Annotated in this window: 17 protein-coding genes; 4 read left to right on the plus strand and 13 right to left on the minus strand. The window is 53.9% G+C overall.

Going from position 1 to position 19251, the window contains the following annotated elements:
- The first annotated feature begins 28 nt into the window (after nt 1–28).
- The gene (gene uvrA, locus AUQ41_RS17875) at nt 29–2857 is read left to right on the plus strand and encodes an excinuclease ABC subunit UvrA (RefSeq protein WP_063089612.1); all 2829 of its coding nucleotides are present in this window, start codon (nt 29–31) and stop codon (nt 2855–2857) included.
- A 39-nt stretch (nt 2858–2896) separates the two neighbouring features.
- Here the strand turns inward: uvrA and AUQ41_RS17880 are convergent, their stop codons facing one another.
- Nucleotides 2897–3877 carry a hypothetical protein gene (locus AUQ41_RS17880; protein ID WP_063089613.1) on the minus strand — a complete coding sequence of 327 codons (981 nt, stop codon included), beginning with the start codon at nt 3875–3877 and terminating at the stop codon, nt 2897–2899.
- 203 nt (nt 3878–4080) lie between these two features.
- On the opposite strand from AUQ41_RS17880, the gene trmFO reads away from it, so the two are divergent.
- Nucleotides 4081–5427, plus strand: a complete 1347-nt coding sequence (trmFO, locus tag AUQ41_RS17885) for a methylenetetrahydrofolate--tRNA-(uracil(54)-C(5))-methyltransferase (FADH(2)-oxidizing) TrmFO (protein ID WP_063089615.1) — start codon at nt 4081–4083, stop codon at nt 5425–5427.
- 61 nt (nt 5428–5488) lie between these two features.
- On the opposite strand, the gene AUQ41_RS17890 is transcribed toward trmFO, so the two are convergent.
- From AUQ41_RS17890 to AUQ41_RS17900, 3 genes are all read right to left on the minus strand, one after another.
- Entirely contained in the window at nt 5489–6070 is a 582-nt protein-coding gene (locus AUQ41_RS17890; protein ID WP_232308445.1) for a hypothetical protein, read from the minus strand.
- A 146-nt stretch (nt 6071–6216) separates the two neighbouring features.
- Nucleotides 6217–7062, minus strand: a complete 846-nt coding sequence (locus AUQ41_RS17895; RefSeq protein ID WP_063089618.1) for a phytoene/squalene synthase family protein — start codon at nt 7060–7062, stop codon at nt 6217–6219.
- Between the two features lie 5 nt (nt 7063–7067).
- Complete coding sequence (locus tag AUQ41_RS17900; protein ID WP_063089620.1) at nt 7068–8240, minus strand: mechanosensitive ion channel family protein; 1173 nt, start codon at nt 8238–8240, stop codon at nt 7068–7070.
- A 108-nt stretch (nt 8241–8348) separates the two neighbouring features.
- On the opposite strand from AUQ41_RS17900, the gene AUQ41_RS17905 reads away from it, so the two are divergent.
- Complete coding sequence (locus tag AUQ41_RS17905) at nt 8349–9698, plus strand: hypothetical protein (RefSeq protein ID WP_063089621.1); 1350 nt, start codon at nt 8349–8351, stop codon at nt 9696–9698.
- Between the two features lie 3 nt (nt 9699–9701).
- Here the strand turns inward: AUQ41_RS17905 and AUQ41_RS17910 are convergent, their stop codons facing one another.
- From AUQ41_RS17910 to yajC, 5 genes are all read right to left on the minus strand, one after another.
- On the minus strand, nt 9702–10082 hold the full coding sequence (locus tag AUQ41_RS17910; protein ID WP_063089623.1) for an Mth938-like domain-containing protein: 381 nt from the start codon (nt 10080–10082) through the stop codon (nt 9702–9704).
- 53 nt (nt 10083–10135) lie between these two features.
- Nucleotides 10136–11047: a DMT family transporter gene (locus AUQ41_RS17915; RefSeq protein WP_063089624.1), complete on the minus strand. Its 912-nt coding sequence runs from the start codon at nt 11045–11047 to the stop codon at nt 10136–10138.
- A gap of 152 nt (nt 11048–11199) precedes the next feature.
- Complete coding sequence (gene secF / locus AUQ41_RS21075) at nt 11200–12129, minus strand: protein translocase subunit SecF (RefSeq protein WP_008890998.1); 930 nt, start codon at nt 12127–12129, stop codon at nt 11200–11202.
- 19 nt (nt 12130–12148) lie between these two features.
- The gene (gene secD, locus AUQ41_RS21080; protein ID WP_063089626.1) at nt 12149–13714 is read right to left on the minus strand and encodes a protein translocase subunit SecD; all 1566 of its coding nucleotides are present in this window, start codon (nt 13712–13714) and stop codon (nt 12149–12151) included.
- A 142-nt stretch (nt 13715–13856) separates the two neighbouring features.
- Entirely contained in the window at nt 13857–14234 is a 378-nt protein-coding gene (gene yajC / locus AUQ41_RS17930) for a preprotein translocase subunit YajC (protein ID WP_063089628.1), read from the minus strand.
- A 235-nt stretch (nt 14235–14469) separates the two neighbouring features.
- Between yajC and AUQ41_RS17935 the strand changes: the two genes are divergently transcribed.
- Nucleotides 14470–15333, plus strand: a complete 864-nt coding sequence (locus AUQ41_RS17935; RefSeq protein WP_063089630.1) for an ATP-binding protein — start codon at nt 14470–14472, stop codon at nt 15331–15333.
- A 59-nt stretch (nt 15334–15392) separates the two neighbouring features.
- Here AUQ41_RS17935 and AUQ41_RS17940 read toward each other — a convergent pair whose 3' ends face one another.
- The 4 genes from AUQ41_RS17940 to serS all read right to left on the minus strand — a co-directional run bounded on the left by AUQ41_RS17940 (nt 15393) and on the right by serS (nt 19234).
- Nucleotides 15393–16448, minus strand: a complete 1056-nt coding sequence (locus AUQ41_RS17940; protein WP_232308446.1) for a peptidoglycan DD-metalloendopeptidase family protein — start codon at nt 16446–16448, stop codon at nt 15393–15395.
- 81 nt (nt 16449–16529) lie between these two features.
- Nucleotides 16530–17183, minus strand: coding sequence for a protein-L-isoaspartate(D-aspartate) O-methyltransferase (locus tag AUQ41_RS17945; RefSeq protein WP_008890993.1), 654 nt, complete (start codon nt 17181–17183; stop codon nt 16530–16532).
- On the minus strand, nt 17180–17947 hold the full coding sequence (surE, locus tag AUQ41_RS17950) for a 5'/3'-nucleotidase SurE (protein ID WP_063089633.1): 768 nt from the start codon (nt 17945–17947) through the stop codon (nt 17180–17182). Before surE ends, AUQ41_RS17945 begins: the two co-directional genes overlap by 4 nt.
- A gap of 12 nt (nt 17948–17959) precedes the next feature.
- Entirely contained in the window at nt 17960–19234 is a 1275-nt protein-coding gene (gene serS / locus AUQ41_RS17955; RefSeq protein WP_063089634.1) for a serine--tRNA ligase, read from the minus strand.
- Nucleotides 19235–19251 lie beyond the last annotated feature (17 nt).

Below are 19251 nucleotides of genomic sequence, written 5' to 3' on the forward strand. Positions count from 1 at the left end.
CGAACAATTCAGGAACAAAAGGCCCGACATGCTGACGAAAATCTCGGTTCGCGGTGCGAAAGAACACAACCTTCAGAACATTGATGTTGAACTGCCGCGCGATTCCCTTGTGGTGATTACCGGTCTGTCGGGATCAGGCAAAAGTTCTCTGGCCTTTGATACGATCTATGCCGAAGGTCAGCGCCGCTATGTCGAAAGCCTGTCGGCCTATGCCCGCCAGTTCCTTGAGCTAATGCAAAAGCCCGATGTCGAATATATCGACGGGCTGTCACCAGCCATTTCTATCGAACAAAAGACGACCTCGAAAAACCCGCGTTCGACCGTCGGCACCGTGACTGAGATTTATGACTATATGCGTCTGTTGTGGGCGCGTGTCGGTATCCCCTATTCGCCCGCCACAGGTCTGCCGATTGTCAGTCAGACCGTTTCGCAAATGGTCGACCGCGTGATGGAGATGGAGGAAGGTACGCGTCTTTACCTTCTGGCCCCGATCGTGCGTGGCCGTAAAGGTGAATACAAAAAAGAACTGCGTGAACTTCGCGCGCGCGGCTTCCAGCGTGTCAAAATCGATGGCGAAATGTATGACATCGACGAAGCTCCAGAACTGAACAAGAAGCTCAAACACGATATTTCAATCGTGGTTGATCGCCTGATCGTCAAGGATGGCATTTCAACCCGTCTGGCGGACAGTTTTGAAACAGCGCTTGAACTTACCGACGGTATCGTTTTGACCGAAGATGCCAAAACCGGCGAAACCACTGTTTTTTCGGCAAAGTTCGCCTGCCCGGTATCCGGCTTCACCATCGAGGAAATCGAACCGCGACTGTTTTCATTCAACAACCCGTTTGGTGCCTGCCCGGCCTGTGATGGCCTCGGAACCCAAATGGAATTCGACCCGATGCTGGTCGTGCCAGATGAAAGCAAAACACTTGAAGGCGGCGCTGTGGCCCCATGGGCCAGCACAACATCGAAATACTATCTCCAGACCCTGAAATCGGTCGCCAAGCACTTCGACTTCAAAACCAATGTGCCGTGGGAAAAACTGCCCAAGAAAGCACAGGACATCATCCTGCATGGATCTGGCGACGAAGAAGTGACTGTCACCTATGATGACGGATCACGCAGCTATAAGGTTTCGCGTCCGTTTGAAGGTGTCATTCCCAATATGTCGCGACGCTGGCGTGAAACCGACAGTCAGTGGGCCCGTGATGAACTGTCCAAATACCAGATGGTATCGCACTGCCCGACCTGTGCGGGCAAACGCCTGAAACCCGAAGCACTGGCGGTAAAGGTTGATGGCTGCGACATTTCGCAGGTCACGGATCTTTCGATTGCCAAGGCCGCCGATTGGTTCCTGGCACTCGAAGATAAGCTGAACGCAAAAGAAACCGAGATTGCGCGTCGTATCCTTCGCGAAATCAATGATCGTCTGCGATTCCTGCGCGATGTCGGCCTGGATTACTTATCGATGTCGCGCACATCCGGCACCCTTTCCGGCGGCGAAAGCCAGCGTATCCGGCTGGCGTCCCAGATCGGTTCGGGCCTGACAGGTGTTTTGTATGTGCTTGATGAGCCTTCAATAGGTCTGCATCAGCGCGACAATGACCGCCTGCTTGAAACGCTGAAACGGTTGCGCGACCTTGGCAACACGGTTCTTGTCGTTGAACATGACGAAGACGCCATTCGGGCGGCCGACTATGTTGTGGATATGGGCCCGGGTGCGGGTATTCATGGCGGCCGTATCGTTGCCGAAGGTACCCCGGAACAGATCCAGCAAAACCCAGACAGCCTGACGGGTAAATACCTTGTTGGTGTTGAGCAGATCGCAGTTCCAAAGGAACGCCGCAAGGGCAATGGCAAGGCGATTACCATCAAAGGGGCGACTGCCAACAACCTGCAGGGCATTGATGTAGATTTCCCACTCGGCAAGTTCATCTGCGTGACCGGGGTTTCGGGCGGCGGTAAATCAAGCCTTGTGATTGAGACGCTGTATAAGGCGCTGGCCAAGCGGATGCATAATGCCCGCCATCACCCTGGCGCGCATGACGAGATCAAGGGTGTCGAGCTGATCGACAAGATCATTGATATTGACCAAAGCCCGATTGGCAGAACCCCGCGTTCCAACCCGGTGACCTATACCGGTGCGTTCACACCCATCCGTGAATGGTTCGCCCAATTGCCAGAGGCAAAAACACGCGGCTACAAGCCCGGTCGTTTTTCATTCAACGTCAAGGGCGGACGCTGCGAAGCATGCCAGGGCGATGGCGTCATCAAAATTGAAATGCACTTCCTGCCCGACGTTTATGTCGAATGTGACCAGTGCAAAGGCCATCGCTACAACCGCGAAACATTGGAAATATCGTTTAAAGGCAAATCGATATCCGACGTCCTTGATATGACAGTCGAAGAAGGTGCCGATTTCTTCAAGGCCGTTCCGTCCATCCGTGACAAGATGGAAACCCTTAAACAGGTCGGGCTTTCCTATATCCATCTGGGGCAGCAGGCCACGACCCTGTCGGGTGGCGAAGCCCAACGTGTGAAGCTTGCCAAGGAACTGTCAAAACGGGCGACTGGCCGGACGATCTATATCCTTGATGAGCCGACAACTGGGCTTCATTTCCATGATATCCGCAAACTTCTGGAAGTGCTGCATACGCTTGTCGATCAGGGCAATACGGTTGTCGTGATCGAACACAACCTTGATGTTATCAAGACTGCGGACTGGATTATTGATATCGGCCCTGAGGGGGGTGATGGCGGCGGCCAACTGGTCGGTGCCGGAACACCGGAAGACATTATGGGCAATGAACGCAGTTACACAGGGCGCTATCTAAAACGCCATCTCGGACTGGAATAAGACATAAGGGCAGCATAAAGCTGCCCTTTTCGTTTTGGCTTAGCCCGAATTCGTGACCCTGTCTTCAACCCGCTTGACCAGCGCAGTACTCAGCCGTTCGCTAAATCCCGACAGGAAGGCAAAGACAAGCACGATGGATATCTGCTGACCTGCGGCGGCTGATTGGCTGATTTGGTCGAGATCATCAATCTTGTGCAGCTCATCAAGGGGGATTGGCAACATCCCGGCCCTAAGCGCCAGAAGGACGATGATCGCAAAGCAGAACCCCATACAGGGCCGGAACAAGAAATTAAAGAATACCGAAGCCGGTTCCATTTCCCCCCACGGCACATCCTTGCCAAGGCGCATCATCATGCTGGTCAGGGCGCCGATGGCACCAAAACTGCCGACCACGAACAACAGGTCGTAGCTGAAACCAAACACTTTGCCATTACCGGTGCTGATAAGGTTGTCGACCTGCACAAAAAACAGGACCGCGAAGACAAGGACAATCGGCGAAAGTGCCAAGGCAAGGGCGGCGATACGCAGACTTTTGTTAAAGGCCACCTCAACCGGATTTGCCGGTGGCACCAACCTGGGCCGATCAAGCTGTTCGTGTTTGAGATCGTTTAGATATCCCTGCACGAAACCATCTCGGCCCTGGTTCAAAGCCAAAAGCATGATGATGGCATCTGATTGCTTTCTATCCTGTGCGGCCCTGGTATCGGCATCATCATCTTCGCGCCACCAACGCAGGAAAGACCGGATCACCATCGAGGATCGCCATCCCTGACGGGTGGCAACCACATATTCGATCATGCCTTCGATATCGGCGGGGCCAAATGCGCCCTCGCCCGCGCCGCCGAATGGAAATCCAAGACGTCTTTCCTTGTGATCGCTGTGCGCGTCACCATCGCTGCTCTCGGGCTCTTTTGTGCCCCCGACAAACTCTGCATCCATGACGTGCCGTCGACGCGGCACAAGGCCGATCACCGGACAATGGGTAGGTTCGTAGCCATAGGGATGATGCGGGTAGCTCATGGAATGCCATCTTCACGTTATCGGGACAGAACGGCTCTGTCCTGTAAGACGGTTGGGATGTGGTGGTGTGAAAATTTCGGTTATGCAGGACAATGTGAACAGGTTTGCTCTGCTTGCGGTGCAATTGACTTGAAATCTGCCCCCATGGACCGCTATGTGTGTGCCACGTTATCAAAACCCACTATGGCAAGGAGTTCGCACACGTGAATACGGTCAAGCCTGTTCATATTATTGGCGCCGGTCTGGCAGGCAGCGAAGCCGCCTGGCAATTGGCAGAAGCCGGTGTGCCCGTCATCCTGCATGAAATGCGCCCGACGCGCCCGACCGATGCACACCATACCGACAAATGTGCTGAGCTGGTCTGTTCGAATTCATTCCGCTCCGATGATAAGGAATACAATGCTGTCGGCCTGATCCATGATGAAATGCGCCGTGCCGGGTCGATCATCATGCGGTGCGCTGATCAGCATAAGGTACCTGCCGGTGGTGCACTGGCCGTTGACCGCGAAGGTTTTTCCGAGGCCGTCACAAACGCGCTTGAAAACCATCCTTTGATCACGATGGAGCGCGGCGAAATTGATGGTCTGCCGCCAGAAGAATGGGAACATACCATCATTGCGACCGGACCGCTGACATCCGGTGCGCTTGCCGATGCCATTCGCAAGGCAACCGGCGAGGAAAGCCTTGCCTTCTTCGATGCGATCGCACCGATTGTCTACAAGGACAGTATTGATTTCGAGAAGGCATGGTTCCAGTCGCGGTATGACAAGGGCGACGGCAAGGACTACATCAACTGCCCGATGTATGAAGATGAGTATAACCGCTTTATCGATGCCCTGATCGAGGGCGAAAAAACCGAATTCAAGGACTGGGAAAAAGACACCCCCTATTTCGATGGATGCCTTCCGATCGAAGTCATGGCGGAACGTGGGCGCGAAACGCTGCGTCACGGCCCGATGAAACCGGTTGGCCTGACCAACCCGCATAATCCGAAAGAAAAGCCACGCGCAATCGTTCAGCTGCGTCAGGACAACGCGCTTGGCACGCTTTACAATATGGTCGGTTTCCAGACCAAACTGAAATACGGCGCACAGGTTGAAGTCTTCCGCACCATTCCGGGGCTGGAAAATGCCGAATTCGCCCGTCTTGGTGGCATTCACCGCAACACCTTCCTGAACTCGCCACGACTTTTGGATGGGAATCTGCGCCTTAAATCACGTCCTGATCTCCGCTTTGCCGGTCAGATTACAGGCTGTGAAGGATATGTTGAAAGTGCAGCCGTCGGTCTGATGGTTGGACGGTTTACCGCAGCCGAAAAAGCAGGAAAAACCATCCCGACGCCGCCGCTTGCAACCGCCATGGGCGCCCTATTGAACCACATCACCGGCGGTGCCGATGAAAGCACCTTCCAGCCGATGAATGTGAATTTCGGCCTCTTCCCGGATCTTGATCTCAAGAAACGGGTCAAGGGCCGTGATCGTAAAAAGCTTTATAGTGATCGTGCCATTCCGCTGTTTGATGAGTGGCTCAGCACGGTGAACGCCGCCTGAAAATCAAAAAAGCCGCATCACTTTCGATGCGGCTTTTTTTTCTTCGACCCGACAGGAGCGATCAATAGCGATCAGGTTGGCGTGTCAGCTTGCCCGTAACATCGCGGATTTGTTCCCCGTCACGGAACCGGCGAAAGATCAGATCAAGATTGCCATCATCGTCGAGCGTGCGCTTGTAGACCTGCATCTCATATCCGCCTTCATCATTGATATAAAGCGCGTGAATGGTCAGGGTCTTATCAACAATCCGTGCCCAGAAAAATGGTTCGCCTTTGAGCGGGTCATTGGGAATGCGTTTTCCGAACAGCCCCGAACGCATGGCGCTGCCATAGATGTCAGCACGCTCGGTTGCGTAAAACTCGACATCCAGAGAGACGGTTTTTTCACGTCCGTCTGGCTTGTGGATGACCGTTGACCAATCGACGATAAAGCCGCGTTCGGTCTCCTTGATGACCACATCAAGATCACGGGCTTGAAGCTCGTTTTCAGCATGCTCGATGGTCGTGCCATGATAGGAACCCACGAACGGCTCAATACTTGCGGCACGGGCCTGAGAAACAATCATGACAGACAGGCACAGCATCCCGACAAACATCAGGCCGCTAAACCACCGTTTCCGGGTCTTTTTTATCAAATGTGCCATCTTGGTCCTCATGTCGGGCATGCCCGCATCTTGCGCCAGATATCAAAGGGTTACCAACGCTACCACGTACAGTTCAGTGCTGTCCTGACCTTTGTTGTCACTCTAAGAGATATTTATACAATGGTCATGAGACAAGCGATATCGGATCAATATCTCTTGAGCATCCCGTTAAGGGTCAACCGAAGACTTGCCGGTCGCGCCAAACCGAATTCGGCAGAAAACGGATCATATCCGGATTTGGCAAGCTTGCGGAGGTACCCGTCGGCTAGAACAACCGGCAATGCGGCGGCGTGGGCCTGTTTTGGCAACGCGCTGCGATGTTTGCGGGCTTCGGCAATGCGGGCACGCGCCAATTCAGCCAGTTCGCGAATGAATTCCCGAATTTCCTGTTTTTTACGGAACTCGAAAACGTCGCCTTGCGCGACTTCGTGATGCTCCATCCGATCCTTGGGCAGATAAAGGCGTTTTGATCGGCCATGGAACACGATGGCCCGCATGATGCCGACCAGGCCATACGCATTGCCTGCAAGCCGTGCCGCATGGTCTGCATCGTCGCCACCTGCCCCAAGCAGCCTTGACGCCAGAACACTGATCTGCCCGGACGTTTGATCAATATAGCGATCAAGTTCCTGCTGTGTGGCAGGTTGGCGATCTTCAAGATCAAACTCGCGCGCGGCAACAATCGCCTCAAGGTCGGCAATCGCAAGATGCCCGTCCTTCACCAGATCAGCCAGTGGCTCAACAACTTCGTGCTTGCGCACCTGCCCCTCGCCCAATTCGGTCAGGGTGTCACGCCACCATTGCAAGCGGATATGGCCCAGCATGACTTCACTGACCATCTCGCGCGTTTTGGAGACTTCCTGATTAAAGGCGTACAGCGTGAACAGTGATTCCCGTTTTTCCGGCGCCGCAAACAGCGCACACAGGAAACGGTCCCGGTCATGGCGCCTGACATAGTCGGCACAGTGGGAAAGCTTTGGCGTATCGGGCATTTATCCTAACCGATCTTACGTTCTGAACGTTGATCGTCTTTTTGGCTGTTGATGATCTCCGGCATGCTTTCGACATATAGCGATTGCGACGGGAATGCGAAAGCTGCGTCCTCTTCCTCGACAATACGTTTGAAAGCAATGATATGACGATTGCGGATATCGCGCCATGTCACCCAGTCGGTGGTTGTGGTGAAGTAATAAAGATCAATATTGATCGAACTGGCACCAAAGTCAGACAAATGCACCATTTGGGCGACATCGGTCTGGGCGACATCTTCATCGTTCTTCAGAAAATCGCGCAGCTTGTCGACGATCGCCTCCATTTGTTTGGCGGTCGTTCGGTATTCCAGACCAATCACCATCTTGATCCGACGATGTGTCATGCGCGACCAGTTGATCACGGGCGAATCAACGATCTGGGCGTTCGGCATCGTAACCAAGGCCTTGGCAAAGGTACGTACCTTGGTCGCCCGCAGGCCCACAACCTCAACCGTTCCTTCGAAGTGCGGTGTTTCGATCCAGTCGCCGCGCTTATACAGGTTGTCGGCGAAAATCGTCAGCCCACCAAAAATATTGGCCACGGAATCCTTTGCCGCCAACGCAACCGCCATCCCGGCAAGACCAAGACCACCCAGGAACGCTGAAACATCAATGCCCCAGTTTTCAAGAATGATAACGCCGCCAATAACGACGATCAGGGTCTTTACCCCACGGATGAAGAATTGCCTGAGATCATCGCCAAGCCCGGCACCAAACCGGCCGACCAGCCGATTTAACGATACCCCCAACGGCTCAACAGCGCGAAACAGCGCCCAAAAGACACAGAAACCAGCCGCGACTGAAATAGCCTCAACAGCAAAGGCATCAATTTCTTCGGGGAGTGTTAGCACCTCGGTCGCGAAATAAACGCCAAGCAGCATGAACAAAGCCTGCAAAGGCAGGGCAAAGGCATCAAGCACATTGCCCATCATGCTTTCTGAACGCTGGTGTGCAATCCGACGCAAGATAGCAAGCGCACCACGCACCAGAACCCGCTTGAAGATAAAGAAAACAAGCAGCACCAAGGCAGCTCCAACAAGCCTTCCGATCTCCCCGCCGCCAAGCATATCGACCCACGAATTCATGTGGCCGATCACCTCTTCGTTCAGGTTGTCAAGTTCGGTCGTGATTTCATCCATGGCTTGTAAGCTGTTCTGATGTTAAGGTTATTATGACTTCTGACTTGGTACGACTATGTAGCACATCGTTCTCTGGCCTCTGTATAACAACTAAATTGGCTCAGGCATATGGCATCATTTGCGTCCGGAAGCTTACACATTATCGGCGGCGGTCTGGCAGGTTCGGCACTTGCCACCTGCATGGCCGAGGGCGGCTTTGGCGTAACGCTGTATGATGAAGCCGAACCATTTGAAAGCCGCTGGACGCGCGGCATGCATACAGCACCCGAAAGCCACAAAACAGCAGAGCCAGAGATATTTTATGATCCGTCGGGGCTGGTCGCCGACTTCTTTGCGGGCTACCCGGAAATCCCCGCAAAACTGATCAGACCGGCCCATTGTGTGATGGGATTGAAACGGGGGCGTCGCAAACCCGCTATTGTGTCGCTTGACCAGGGTATATCGCGGGCGCTGATTTCCCGGCGTATAAGCATTGCGGCGCGTGCCTATACCGCACTGACACTTTGGCAACAACGATCTGCCAGTGAAGAAAACCGGCTCGACAGCACGTTCTCATCGGGTGCATTTGACTCTGACGACAAAGCCCATCAGCCCGGCACCTATCATCGTGATGCGCTTACTGTTCTGGCCGAAGTTCTGTTTTCCATGCCTGCCCATCGATGTTCAAAGTCCCTGTTGGCACGGGTTCTGGTGCCAAGGTTGCGCGGGATGCTGGCGCGCCATCATGAACCGGTGTTTGCGGCGATTGATCCGATTATCCTTAACGATATCGCCCTGCCTGCCCTGCGTGAACGGTTCCTTGCTGCGGGTGGGACCATCAAAAGTCGAACAAAACTCGGCGATATTGACAGCACTTCGGACTACGCGACCGATTTGCTGTTCGAAGATGACAGTCAGATTGTTCTGAACCCTGATGATGCCGTTGTTCTGGCCCTGCACCCCAAACCATTATGCGATGCGGTGCCCGATATCGGGATATCTCCCGCACCTGCGCATCGGCGCTGCATGACGTTTGAAATGCGAAAACCATTTGCTGAGCCACAAGCTCTGTTGGTCAGTGATGATATCGTGCGTGCGATCTACTGCAATCGTCGTCATCTTCAGGTAAGCCTGAACAGCAGCTTGCAGCTGCAAGATACCCAGAACGCCGATCAATTTGCACAGCTTGTCTGGCAACGTTGTGTTTGGCTCTGCGACCAGTACCTTAATCTTGATTTGCAAACGCGATCGGATAATGCGGACAATGCACTGCATCCCAACCACTTGTTCATCAACGCCGAAGCTCCGTTTCCTGAAATGACGCCGGGAATGGCTGCCAGCCGACAGCAACTACGAGCACCATGGAAAAACGTATTTCTGTGTGGGGATGTCTTCCCAATTGATCAGGCCCCGGGGCCGGCGGCACTTTTTTCAAGCGTGCTTGATATCCGCCATGAACTGCAGAAGTTCTTTGCGTAAGCGTCAGACAGCAATCATGGCCGCTGCAACGCGGCGTGCTTCAGACACCAGAACATTGTAGGTCCGGCAAGCAGCACCGGTATCCATTGGCTCAATGACAATGCCATGCGGCTTGAGCACCTGACGCCACTCAAGCGGGACAGGTGTTAGACGTGTCCCCATGCCAAGCAACAGGATCTCGATTTCGTCGGCCCTTTCGATCACCCGGGAAAAAGATTCCGGCGTGATGTCGTCCTTTGTCGTGACGTTCCATGAATAGACGGCTTCAGGAAACAGCAGGATTGATCCCGTAACCGTTTCTTCGCCAAATCGAAAAATGCCGTCGCCATAGCTGGTGACCATTTTACTGCCTTCGGCGACCAAGGTACTTACTTCAAGAGACATGCTGGCCCCATTTGCGGTTGTTCGATTAATCTGAATTGGACTTAGTCTGGATTTCACGGAGTGTCGAGGTGCTCTTCGGTAATTTTTCTACGCCAAAGAATGAACAATCCGGATAAAACGACGATACCGCAACCGATCATCATCAGCATGTCCAGTTCCTCGCCAAACAGGATCATGCCCAATGCAATACCAAACAACAAGCGGGTGTACCTAAATGGCGTAACTGCGGAAACATCGCCACTGCGCATCGCTTTCATTAAGGCGGCGTAGGCAAACGCCCCCATCAGGATTGCGCCAACGAAATACAGAGCACTTTGCGGATTCATCCATGTGAACGCTTTTCCATCCCACAATGAAAACACGATGCCAGCCAGGATAATGGCCACAAAGCCATAGAAACCGAGGATGGAGGTGCTTAGTGATACAGGAGCGGCACGGCTGGCAAGATCACGCCCGGCAAAGCCAATCGTGCCAATCACGGCAAGCAGGGATAACGCAGAAAAGCTGTCAGCTGTCGGACGCAAAATAATCAAAACGCCAATCAATCCGACGATGATTGCCGTCCATCTTCTCCAGCCCACCTTTTCGCCAAACAGAACGGCGGCTCCAAGAACGACAATAATCGGCGTTGCCTGAAGAATTGCGGTCGTCGATGAAAGCGGCGTTAATGCCAGTGCGAGGACATAAAACAACCGGCCAATAACTTCAAAAACGATCCGTATGCCCATCGCACGCGACAGCACGTCAGGATTAAGCAAGCGCTGTTTGTTGATCCGCGCGACAACTGCAAACAGCAGCGCCCCACCGACCCCAAACACAACCAGGACCTGACCGACGGCATGGGTTTCCGAAACAGCCTTAACAAACGCATCCTCAAAGGAAAACGCCACCATAGCAGCCATCATCCAGATGCTACCGATCAAATTTGCGCGATGTTCGGGAGTTGATGCGATATGGGGTTTCATCGGTTGCAGCCAGTTCTTAGTGGACTTTTTATCGGCTCTCTAGGCACGGAAACGAAAGACCGCAAACGATCAAATCCCGCAAAGAAATGGCCGGGTTTGTTTTCTCACAAACCCGGCCATAGTGTAAATGTCTATAAATCCAACCCGGTGGATCAGGCGCCAGCTTCCTGGCCTTCCTCTGCCTCGGGAATTTTACGTTTGAGGCGAAGCACAATCAGTAGCGGTGACGCGACACAGATCGATGAATAGGTCCCGATCACGATGCCAAATATCAACGCCATGGTGAAACCACGGATCGCTTCGCCGCCGAACACGAACAAGGCAATGAGTGCCAACAACGTCGTAAACGACGTCATGGTCGTGCGCGAAAGCGTCGAGTTGATCGACAGATCCAGCAAATCCGGTATTTCCATCTTGCGGAACTTGCGCAGGTATTCGCGGATACGGTCAAACACAACAACCGTATCGTTAATGGAATAACCCGCCACCGTCAGAACCGCTGCCAAGGTCGCAAGATCGAACTGAACACCGGTAATCACAAAGAAACCAATGGTGATCAGGACGTCATGCAGCAAGGCTGCAACCGATGCGACAGCGAACTGCCATTCAAACCGAACCCAGATATAGACCATGATCAGGAACAACGAGATCACGACCGAATAGAATCCGGCTTCCTTGAGCTCGCCACCGACTTTCGGACCGACAAGTTCACTACGGCGAATGGTGACGTCATCACCAAGTGCGTTGGTGACAGCCGCAAGGGCCGCCATCTGGGCTTCTTCATCCCCATCCTGCCGCTGCAACTGGATCAGGACATCATCCGGCTCGCCGAATTCCTGAATGGAAACATCGCCAAGGCCGAGGCTACCAAGATTGTCACGCAGTGCGTTGATATCGGCCGGACCATTGGTCTTGATTTCAACCAGAATGCCGCCCCGGAAATCGATCCCGAAGTTAAGGCCCTTGGTGAAGAACAAACCGACCGAGGCCAGCACCATCAGCAAAGACGCGATATAGAATATCTTCCGGAATTTAAGGAACGGGATATTCACGTCATCCGGGATAAGATGTAAAGGTTTCATATCTTCCCTGTTCCCTTCCTTAAATGACCAACTCGGTCGGACGGCTGCGTTTTACCCATGCTGCGATGAGCAGTCGGGTCAGCCAGATCGCCGAGAACATTGAGGTGATAATGCCGATGGCCAGTGTCACGGCAAAGCCCTTGATCGGACCAGACCCGAAGCTAAACAGCACAAGGGCTGCAATCAGCGTCGTGATGTTGGCATCTAGAATGGTCGACATGGCGCTGCGATAACCGGCATCGATCGCATTGATGATTGTACGGCCGTTGCGGCGTTCCTCGCGGATGCGTTCAAAGATCAGCACGTTGGCATCAACCGCCATACCGACGGTCAGAACGATACCCGCAATCCCCGGCAAGGTCAGGGTCGCCTGAAGAACAGACATCACCGCCAGAACAAGGATCAGGTTCATCATAAGCGCGATGTCGGCATAGACGCCAAACCGGCCATAGCTGATCACCATGAAGGCAATCACAAAGACCAGACCAAGCACGGCAGCAAATTCGCCGGCCTCGACCGAATCCTGACCAAGGCCAGGACCAACCGAGCGTTCTTCAAGGATCTGCATCGGTGCAGGCAATGCACCAGCACGCAGAAGCAGGGAAAGGTCGTTGGCTTCCTGCACGCTGAACTGGCCGGTAATGATACCATTACCGCCAAGGATCGGTTCGTTAATGCGCGGTGCTGAAATGACTTCACCATCAAGAACGATGGCAAGACCGCGACCGGCATTTTTGCTTGTGATATCGCCAAATCGCGCGCCACCCGCCGCATCAAAGCGGAAGGAAACAACCGGGCGGCCGTCACTGAAGGTCGGCTGAGAGTCGACAAGGTTGTCACCTGAGACAACGATACGACGATCAATCAGATATTCACGGATACCATCGCCTTCATCTGCAGACGGCAGGATCATGGTTCCCGGCGGAAGGCCGGTCGCACGTGCATCGGCTGCCGTTTTTTCGTTATTCACAAGATGGAAGTTCATCTTTGCCGTACGGCCCAGGATGTCGCGCAGGCGCGACGGATCATCAAGACCCGGAACCTGAACAACGATGCGGTTTTCGCCCTGGCGCTGGATGGATGGCTCGGTGGTGCCCAGTTCGTCAACGCGACGACGGACAACCTCCAGCGACTGTGCAATCGCACGGTCAATCAGTTCGCGATAAGCGACTTCGTTATAGGTCACAACGATGTTGTTCCCCTCGCCGCTTAGTTCGGTATTCGGTTCCGCGGTGCGCGCGATTTCACGCGCTTTTTCAACGTCATCGGCCCGCAGAATGGTAATCTCGGCACCGTTGGCCGTGGCTTCACGCGGACGGTTACGGATTTGTTCCTGACGCAGTTCAGTGCGGATCGCATCGGCAAGCGCGTCATAACGTTCGCGCAGGACACTGTCGGTGTCGACTTCAAGCAGCATGTGCGAGCCGCCACGAAGATCGAGGCCGAGATTGATCTGTTTGCCCGGCAGGTAACTGGATTCAGTCGCCAGAGTGCCCGCCGGCAGGAAGTTTGGCGCAGCGTAGATTGCGCCCAAAGCACACACCAGAAGGACCAGTGCTGCTTTCCATTTGGTAAAATAAAGCATGTGTTTGTGACCGGATCTGTCAGGGTCAACCTTGGTCTGGTTCCAAGGTTCTTGGAACAACGGGTATTTGGTACCGCTTCAGGCCACCGGCAAAAAGCAAGAAGGCGGAGCCAACTGCCCCGCCTCACTTGATACGAAGAGATTAGTCTTTCTTGGTCTCTTCTGCTTTTTCTTCTTTTTCGTCTTTGGCATCGCTTTTGGCCGGTTCGGTTTTTGAAAGAACCGTTGAAACCATGCCACGTGCGACTTTGACTTTCACACCTTCGGCGATCTCGACCGACAGTTCATCGTCGCCAACAACCTTGGCAACGGTACCAATCAGGCCACCAGCGGTGACGATCTTGTCGCCACGACGGATCGCCTCAAGCATTGCCTTATGTTCTTTCTGCTTTTTCTGCTGAGGACGAATAAGCAGGAAATAGAAAACAACAAAAATCAGGATCAGCGGCGCAAACTGCATCAGTGCACCAGCACCATCTGCACCACCAGCGGCCTGAGCGTAAGCCGTCGAAATAAACATTAGGAACTCCTAATTCCTCAGAACAAAAAATATCAACTGCCGGAATATAACGGGGTGTTACGCCAAAGCAAGGGAGAACCGGTTTCAAAGCGGTAAAATCGGCACTTGTGTGCTTTTGTTCACCTTGTGTTGCACGAAGGCCCTTAGAACAAACACTTCCATTGGCATCCTAATGTGCTAGCTTTCCGGCCAACAAAAAACGTCACCGGAAAAAAGAAACACCCAAGAGGCCCCGATGAGTAGCGATTTCGATAAACTTTTGCCCACACTCGAACGAATTGCCACAGCGCTTGAACGCATGGCACCGCCCGCGCGCGCCAAAAATGATCTGAGCGCTGCCGATGCCTTTGTCTGGCAGGCACGAACAAGCTACTTGCAACCGGTTCGGAACGTGAACCGGGTCGATATCGGGCTTCTTCAGGGTATCGGGCAGCAAAAGGAAATCCTGTATAACAACACCAAGCGCTTTGCCGATGGCCTGCCTGCCAACAACGCATTGCTTTGGGGCGCGCGTGGAACCGGTAAAAGCTCCATCGTCAAGGCGATGCATGCCAAGATCAATGCCGAAAGCCCAGCATCGCTGGCACTGGTCGAAATTCATCGTGAAGATATTCCGACCCTGCCCGACCTTTTGCACATCCTGCAAGAAGGCGGTCGCCGCACGATTTTGTTCTGCGATGACCTGTCATTTGACATGCATGATGAAAGCTACAAGTCACTGAAGGCGGTCCTTGATGGCGGTATTGAAGGCCGTCCAAAGAATGTGATCTTCTATGCGACGTCAAACCGCCGCCACCTGATGGCGCGTGACATGATTGAAAATGAACGCTCCACGGCGATCAACCCGTCCGAGGCGGTCGAGGAAAAGGTCTCCCTATCGGACAGGTTCGGTCTTTGGCTTGGCTTCCACAATATCTCGCAAGACGTCTATTTCGAGATTATCGAAGGCTATGCCAAGGAATTCGGGATCGATATCCCGACCGAAGAGCTGCATGCACGTGCCAAGGAATGGACCGTTACACGCGGCAGCCGTTCGGGCCGTGTTGCCTGGCAGTTTATTCAGGAAGTCGCTGGCGAACTTGGCAAATCGATCGATTAGCCAACACTGAAACAGCGCAAGAACGGAAAACACCCGGGCCAATTGTCCGGGTGTTTTTGTTAGCGCGACACCATCACGCTTGGCAGGAACTTGATCGGGTCGGATGATTTGCGACCCTGGCGGACTTCGAAGTGAAGCTGCGGGAAGGTCACGGCCCCAGTCGTGCCAACCGTCGAGATCTTTTGACCACGCGTCACAACATCACCACGGGCGACCAGCGGGCTTTCGGTGTGTGCATAGGCAGTAACAAAATTATCGGCATGCTTGATCAGGATCAGGTTGCCGAAACCGCGCAACTCGTTGCCGACATAGGTCACAACACCGTTGTCGGCGGCAAGTATGGGCGTACCGCGATTGGCCTGAATGTTGATACCGTCATTAAACAGCCCACCGGTCCCAGCACCATATTTCAGAACAACCTGGCCCTGAACCGGCCAGATGAACCCTTTACGTGCAGATGGATCTGCCAAGGTGACATTCTGACGCACAGAGCTGCCCTGCCCGGCAATCGGTGTCGATTTGCTGTCCGTCTGCCAGCTGCGGGCGGAGGCCATCTGACGTTCGGCAGCGGCGGCATAGTCCTGTGGCTTCAGTCCGGGTGTCGGAATGCTTCCGCCATTGCGTGGTGAAACGCGTGCGACCGTCGCCGTAGGCCGCGCAGTCTGTATTGGTGCGCTGGTTGCTTTCGCCGGAACGCTTACGACCTGACGTCTGCCGCCAATCGTGACGGTTTTGGTCGGCGTGCTAGATCTCGACGCAACCGCTGTGTCTGGTGGCAGGCTGTCGTAATTCGGTGTCCACGGCGGCAGGACAAGTCGCTGCCCCGGGTAGATCACATACGGTTCGCGAAGGTCATTGCGGCGGGTGAACTGCATAAAGTCCATGTGATAGCGCACGGCAAGCTGCGAAACTGTGTCGCCCGGCTCGACCGTGATGACCCGTTCCCCGTTCTTGAGCTTTGGCATGCTATAGGGGCTGTAGCTCGCCCCATCGCCATAAACCACCGGTACCGGCACGGAATTGAGCAAACAGCCACCAAGCGCCGCACTTGCTGCACAAACAAGCAACAGGCGTTTTCCGTGATAAACAGCGCTTTTGACACAATTTTCCATCATGTTTCTGATTGTCTCCGATCAGCGGTTAACAATCAGTAAGCATCAAGGCGTTCAGGATGGATTTAAATGGCCTGACAGGTGTCAGAATTCCTCGGTGCCCGGAAGCATGGGAACGAACCGGACTGGCATCAGTTCGGTAACATCGACACCACTGGGCGTCCGCAAGACACGCAATAATAGCTGTGTGTGGGATACTTCCCCCACTGGCACGACCATGATGCCACCGACCGCAAGCTGATCGACAAGCACCGGCGGAACGTCCTGTGCCGCAGCCGTGACAATAATCCGATCAAACGGTGCCTGTGCTTTCCACCCAAGTCCGCCATCGGCATGCAATGTCGAAATGGTGTGCAGGCCCAACTCGCGAAACTTGTCCTCGGCCTCGCGCAGCAGTGGCTTGTGACGCTCAAGGGTATAAACACGCCGGGCGAGCTTGGCCAGAATCGCCGCCTGATAACCAGAACCTGTGCCGACTTCCAGCACCTTCATACGATCATTAAGCTCAAGCGCCTGTGTCATCAGGGCCACGATATAGGGCTGTGAAATCGTTTGGCCCTTGCTGATCGGCAATGCGACGTTTTCCCAGGCACGGCTGACGAATGGGTCGGCGACAAAGATCTCACGCGGGATGTCGGCCAGTGCAGACAGCACGGCTTCATCGTGAATGCCATCATCACGAAGGATCTGCAACAGATTGGCTATGGCGGTTTCGCGCGTAATCACCGGCTCGTTCACGGAAAGGCCTTCGTCAGTTTTTCAAACGTATCGTAATGGGTGAAATCAAGGCTGATCGGGGTGACAGAAACGTTGCCCTGCTCGATCACGCGCAGATCAGACTTTTTGTCTTCTGGCAGTTCAGACTGAATAGCCCCGATCCAGTAATATGGCTCTCCGCGCGGATCAAGGCGTTCGGCGATGTGATCACCGATCTTGCGCTGCCCTTGCCTTGAGATTTTTATCTCAGCACCGCCATTGGCTTCGTGATCCGGGAAATTGACGTTGATCAGAACGCCTTTGGGCCAAGTTGTCGTGACCAAAGTTGCCAGAACATCCTTTAGGTATTTCTCGGCAATCGTCCAGTCGATCATGTCGCCAGAAAAATACTGTGAAAACGCGACCGCAGGCACATTAAGCAATGTTGCCTCCATGGCGGCGGCAACCGTCCCCGAGTAAGTCACGTCTTCACCAAGGTTGCCACCCCGGTTGATCCCCGAAAGCACAATATCTGGCGGGTTGTCGCGCATGACCTGCTGCAAGCCAAGCAGAATGCAATCGGTTGGCGTACCATCTACAGCAAAGTGCCGTTCATCACGTTTATGAATACGCAATGGACGGCGCAGGGTCAGGGAATGCCCCGCCCCGCTTTGTTCCATCGACGGTGCAATCACCCACACATCATCTGAAAACTCGCGTGCGAGCTGTTCCAATATCTTGATCCCGGGCGCGTCAATGCCATCATCATTACTGATCAGGATGCGTGCTTTGGTGAGATCCATCATGTCGGTATCGTCCTAGCCCGCCGAGATTACCTCTAACCCGCCCATATAAGGTTTGAGCGCATCAGGAACACGGATCGAGCCATCCGGCTGCTGATAGTTTTCCATCACGGCAATCAGGCAACGACCAACGGCAAGGCCAGACCCGTTGAGGGTGTGAACAAACTGGGTCTTTTTGTCACCGGCGGCACGATAACGTGCGTTCATGCGGCGCGCCTGGAAATCACGCGTGTTCGAGCATGACGAGATTTCGCGATACTTGCCCTGTCCCGGCAACCAGACTTCGATGTCATAGGTTTTTGCTGCCGAAAACCCGATATCGCCGGTGCAAAGAATAACCGTGCGATACGGCAGGCCAAGACGTTCAAGGACTGTTTCCGCACAGCGCGTCTTGCGGGTCAGTTCCTCGTCAGATTTCTCTGCTTCGACCACCGAAACCATTTCCACCTTGGAAAACTGGTGCTGGCGGATCATGCCGCGTGTATCACGCCCTGCCGAACCCGCTTCAGAACGGAAACACTGGGTCAATGCCGTATAGCGCAGCGGCAGTTTTGCCTGATCGATAATGTCACCGGCAACCTGATTGGTCAGGGTTACTTCTGACGTCGGGATCAACCAATAATCATTGGTGGTTTTAAACGAATCCTCGGCGAATTTCGGCAACTGGCCGGTACCAAACATGGCATCATCGCGGACCAGCATCGGCGTGATGGTTTCCTGGTAACCATGTTCGCCTGTGTGCAGATCCAGCATGAACTGTGCAAGCGCACGTTCGAGCTTGGCCAGACCGCCACGCAGAATGACGAACCGCGAACCAGACAGTTTGGCTGCGGTTTCGAAATCCATCATGCCAAGTTTCTCGCCGATCTCGAAATGTTCGAGCGGCTGGAAATCAAACTCACCCGGCGTGCCCCAACGATTGACTTCGACATTGTCGTTTTCGTCTTCGCCAACCGGGACTTCGGGATCAAGAATGTTCGGGAAAGACGACAGCAAAAGATCAAGCTGATCGTTCAGGGATGCCTGACCGTCTTCGGCTTCCTTGATCTTGTCCTTGAGCGTGCCCATTTCGGCCATCAGGTCGTCGGCATTTTCGCCATTCTTGCGCAATTTGCCGATTTCACCAGAGATCGTCTTGCGGCGGGCCAGCATTTCCTGATGTTCAGTCATCAGTTTGCGGCGTTCAACGTCGATATCGATCAGACGCTGTGCGGTAACGTCCTGTTTACGCGCAGTCATTGCTGCGTCAAAAGCCTCGGGATTGTCCCGAATCCATTTAATGTCGTGCATCGAAGAGCACCCTGTCA

This window comes from Thalassospira sp. MCCC 1A02898 (genome assembly GCF_001618185.1).
GTDB classification, from domain to species: domain Bacteria; phylum Pseudomonadota; class Alphaproteobacteria; order Rhodospirillales; family Thalassospiraceae; genus Thalassospira; species Thalassospira tepidiphila.

Bases quoted from the DNA above. Each gene is read 5' to 3' on its own strand.
- AUQ41_RS17890 (WP_232308445.1), bottom strand. From the start codon at position 6,070: ATGGCACATTTGATAAAAAAGACCCGGAAACGGTGGTTTAGCGGCCTG.
- secF (WP_008890998.1), bottom strand. From the start codon at position 12,129: ATGAAACCTTTACATCTTATCCCGGATGACGTGAATATCCCGTTCCTT.
- AUQ41_RS17935 (WP_063089630.1), top strand. From the start codon at position 14,470: ATGAGTAGCGATTTCGATAAACTTTTGCCCACACTCGAACGAATTGCC.
- secD (WP_063089626.1), bottom strand. From the start codon at position 13,714: ATGCTTTATTTTACCAAATGGAAAGCAGCACTGGTCCTTCTGGTGTGT.
- AUQ41_RS17940 (WP_232308446.1), bottom strand. From the start codon at position 16,448: ATGATGGAAAATTGTGTCAAAAGCGCTGTTTATCACGGAAAACGCCTG.
- serS (WP_063089634.1), bottom strand. From the start codon at position 19,234: ATGCACGACATTAAATGGATTCGGGACAATCCCGAGGCTTTTGACGCA.
- AUQ41_RS17910 (WP_063089623.1), bottom strand. From the start codon at position 10,082: ATGTCTCTTGAAGTAAGTACCTTGGTCGCCGAAGGCAGTAAAATGGTC.
- AUQ41_RS17900 (WP_063089620.1), bottom strand. From the start codon at position 8,240: ATGGATGAAATCACGACCGAACTTGACAACCTGAACGAAGAGGTGATC.
- uvrA (WP_063089612.1), top strand. From the start codon at position 29: ATGCTGACGAAAATCTCGGTTCGCGGTGCGAAAGAACACAACCTTCAG.
- AUQ41_RS17905 (WP_063089621.1), top strand. From the start codon at position 8,349: ATGGCATCATTTGCGTCCGGAAGCTTACACATTATCGGCGGCGGTCTG.
- AUQ41_RS17915 (WP_063089624.1), bottom strand. From the start codon at position 11,047: ATGAAACCCCATATCGCATCAACTCCCGAACATCGCGCAAATTTGATC.
- surE (WP_063089633.1), bottom strand. From the start codon at position 17,947: ATGATGGATCTCACCAAAGCACGCATCCTGATCAGTAATGATGATGGC.
- AUQ41_RS17880 (WP_063089613.1), bottom strand. From the start codon at position 3,877: ATGAGCTACCCGCATCATCCCTATGGCTACGAACCTACCCATTGTCCG.
- yajC (WP_063089628.1), bottom strand. From the start codon at position 14,234: ATGTTTATTTCGACGGCTTACGCTCAGGCCGCTGGTGGTGCAGATGGT.
- AUQ41_RS17895 (WP_063089618.1), bottom strand. From the start codon at position 7,062: ATGCCCGATACGCCAAAGCTTTCCCACTGTGCCGACTATGTCAGGCGC.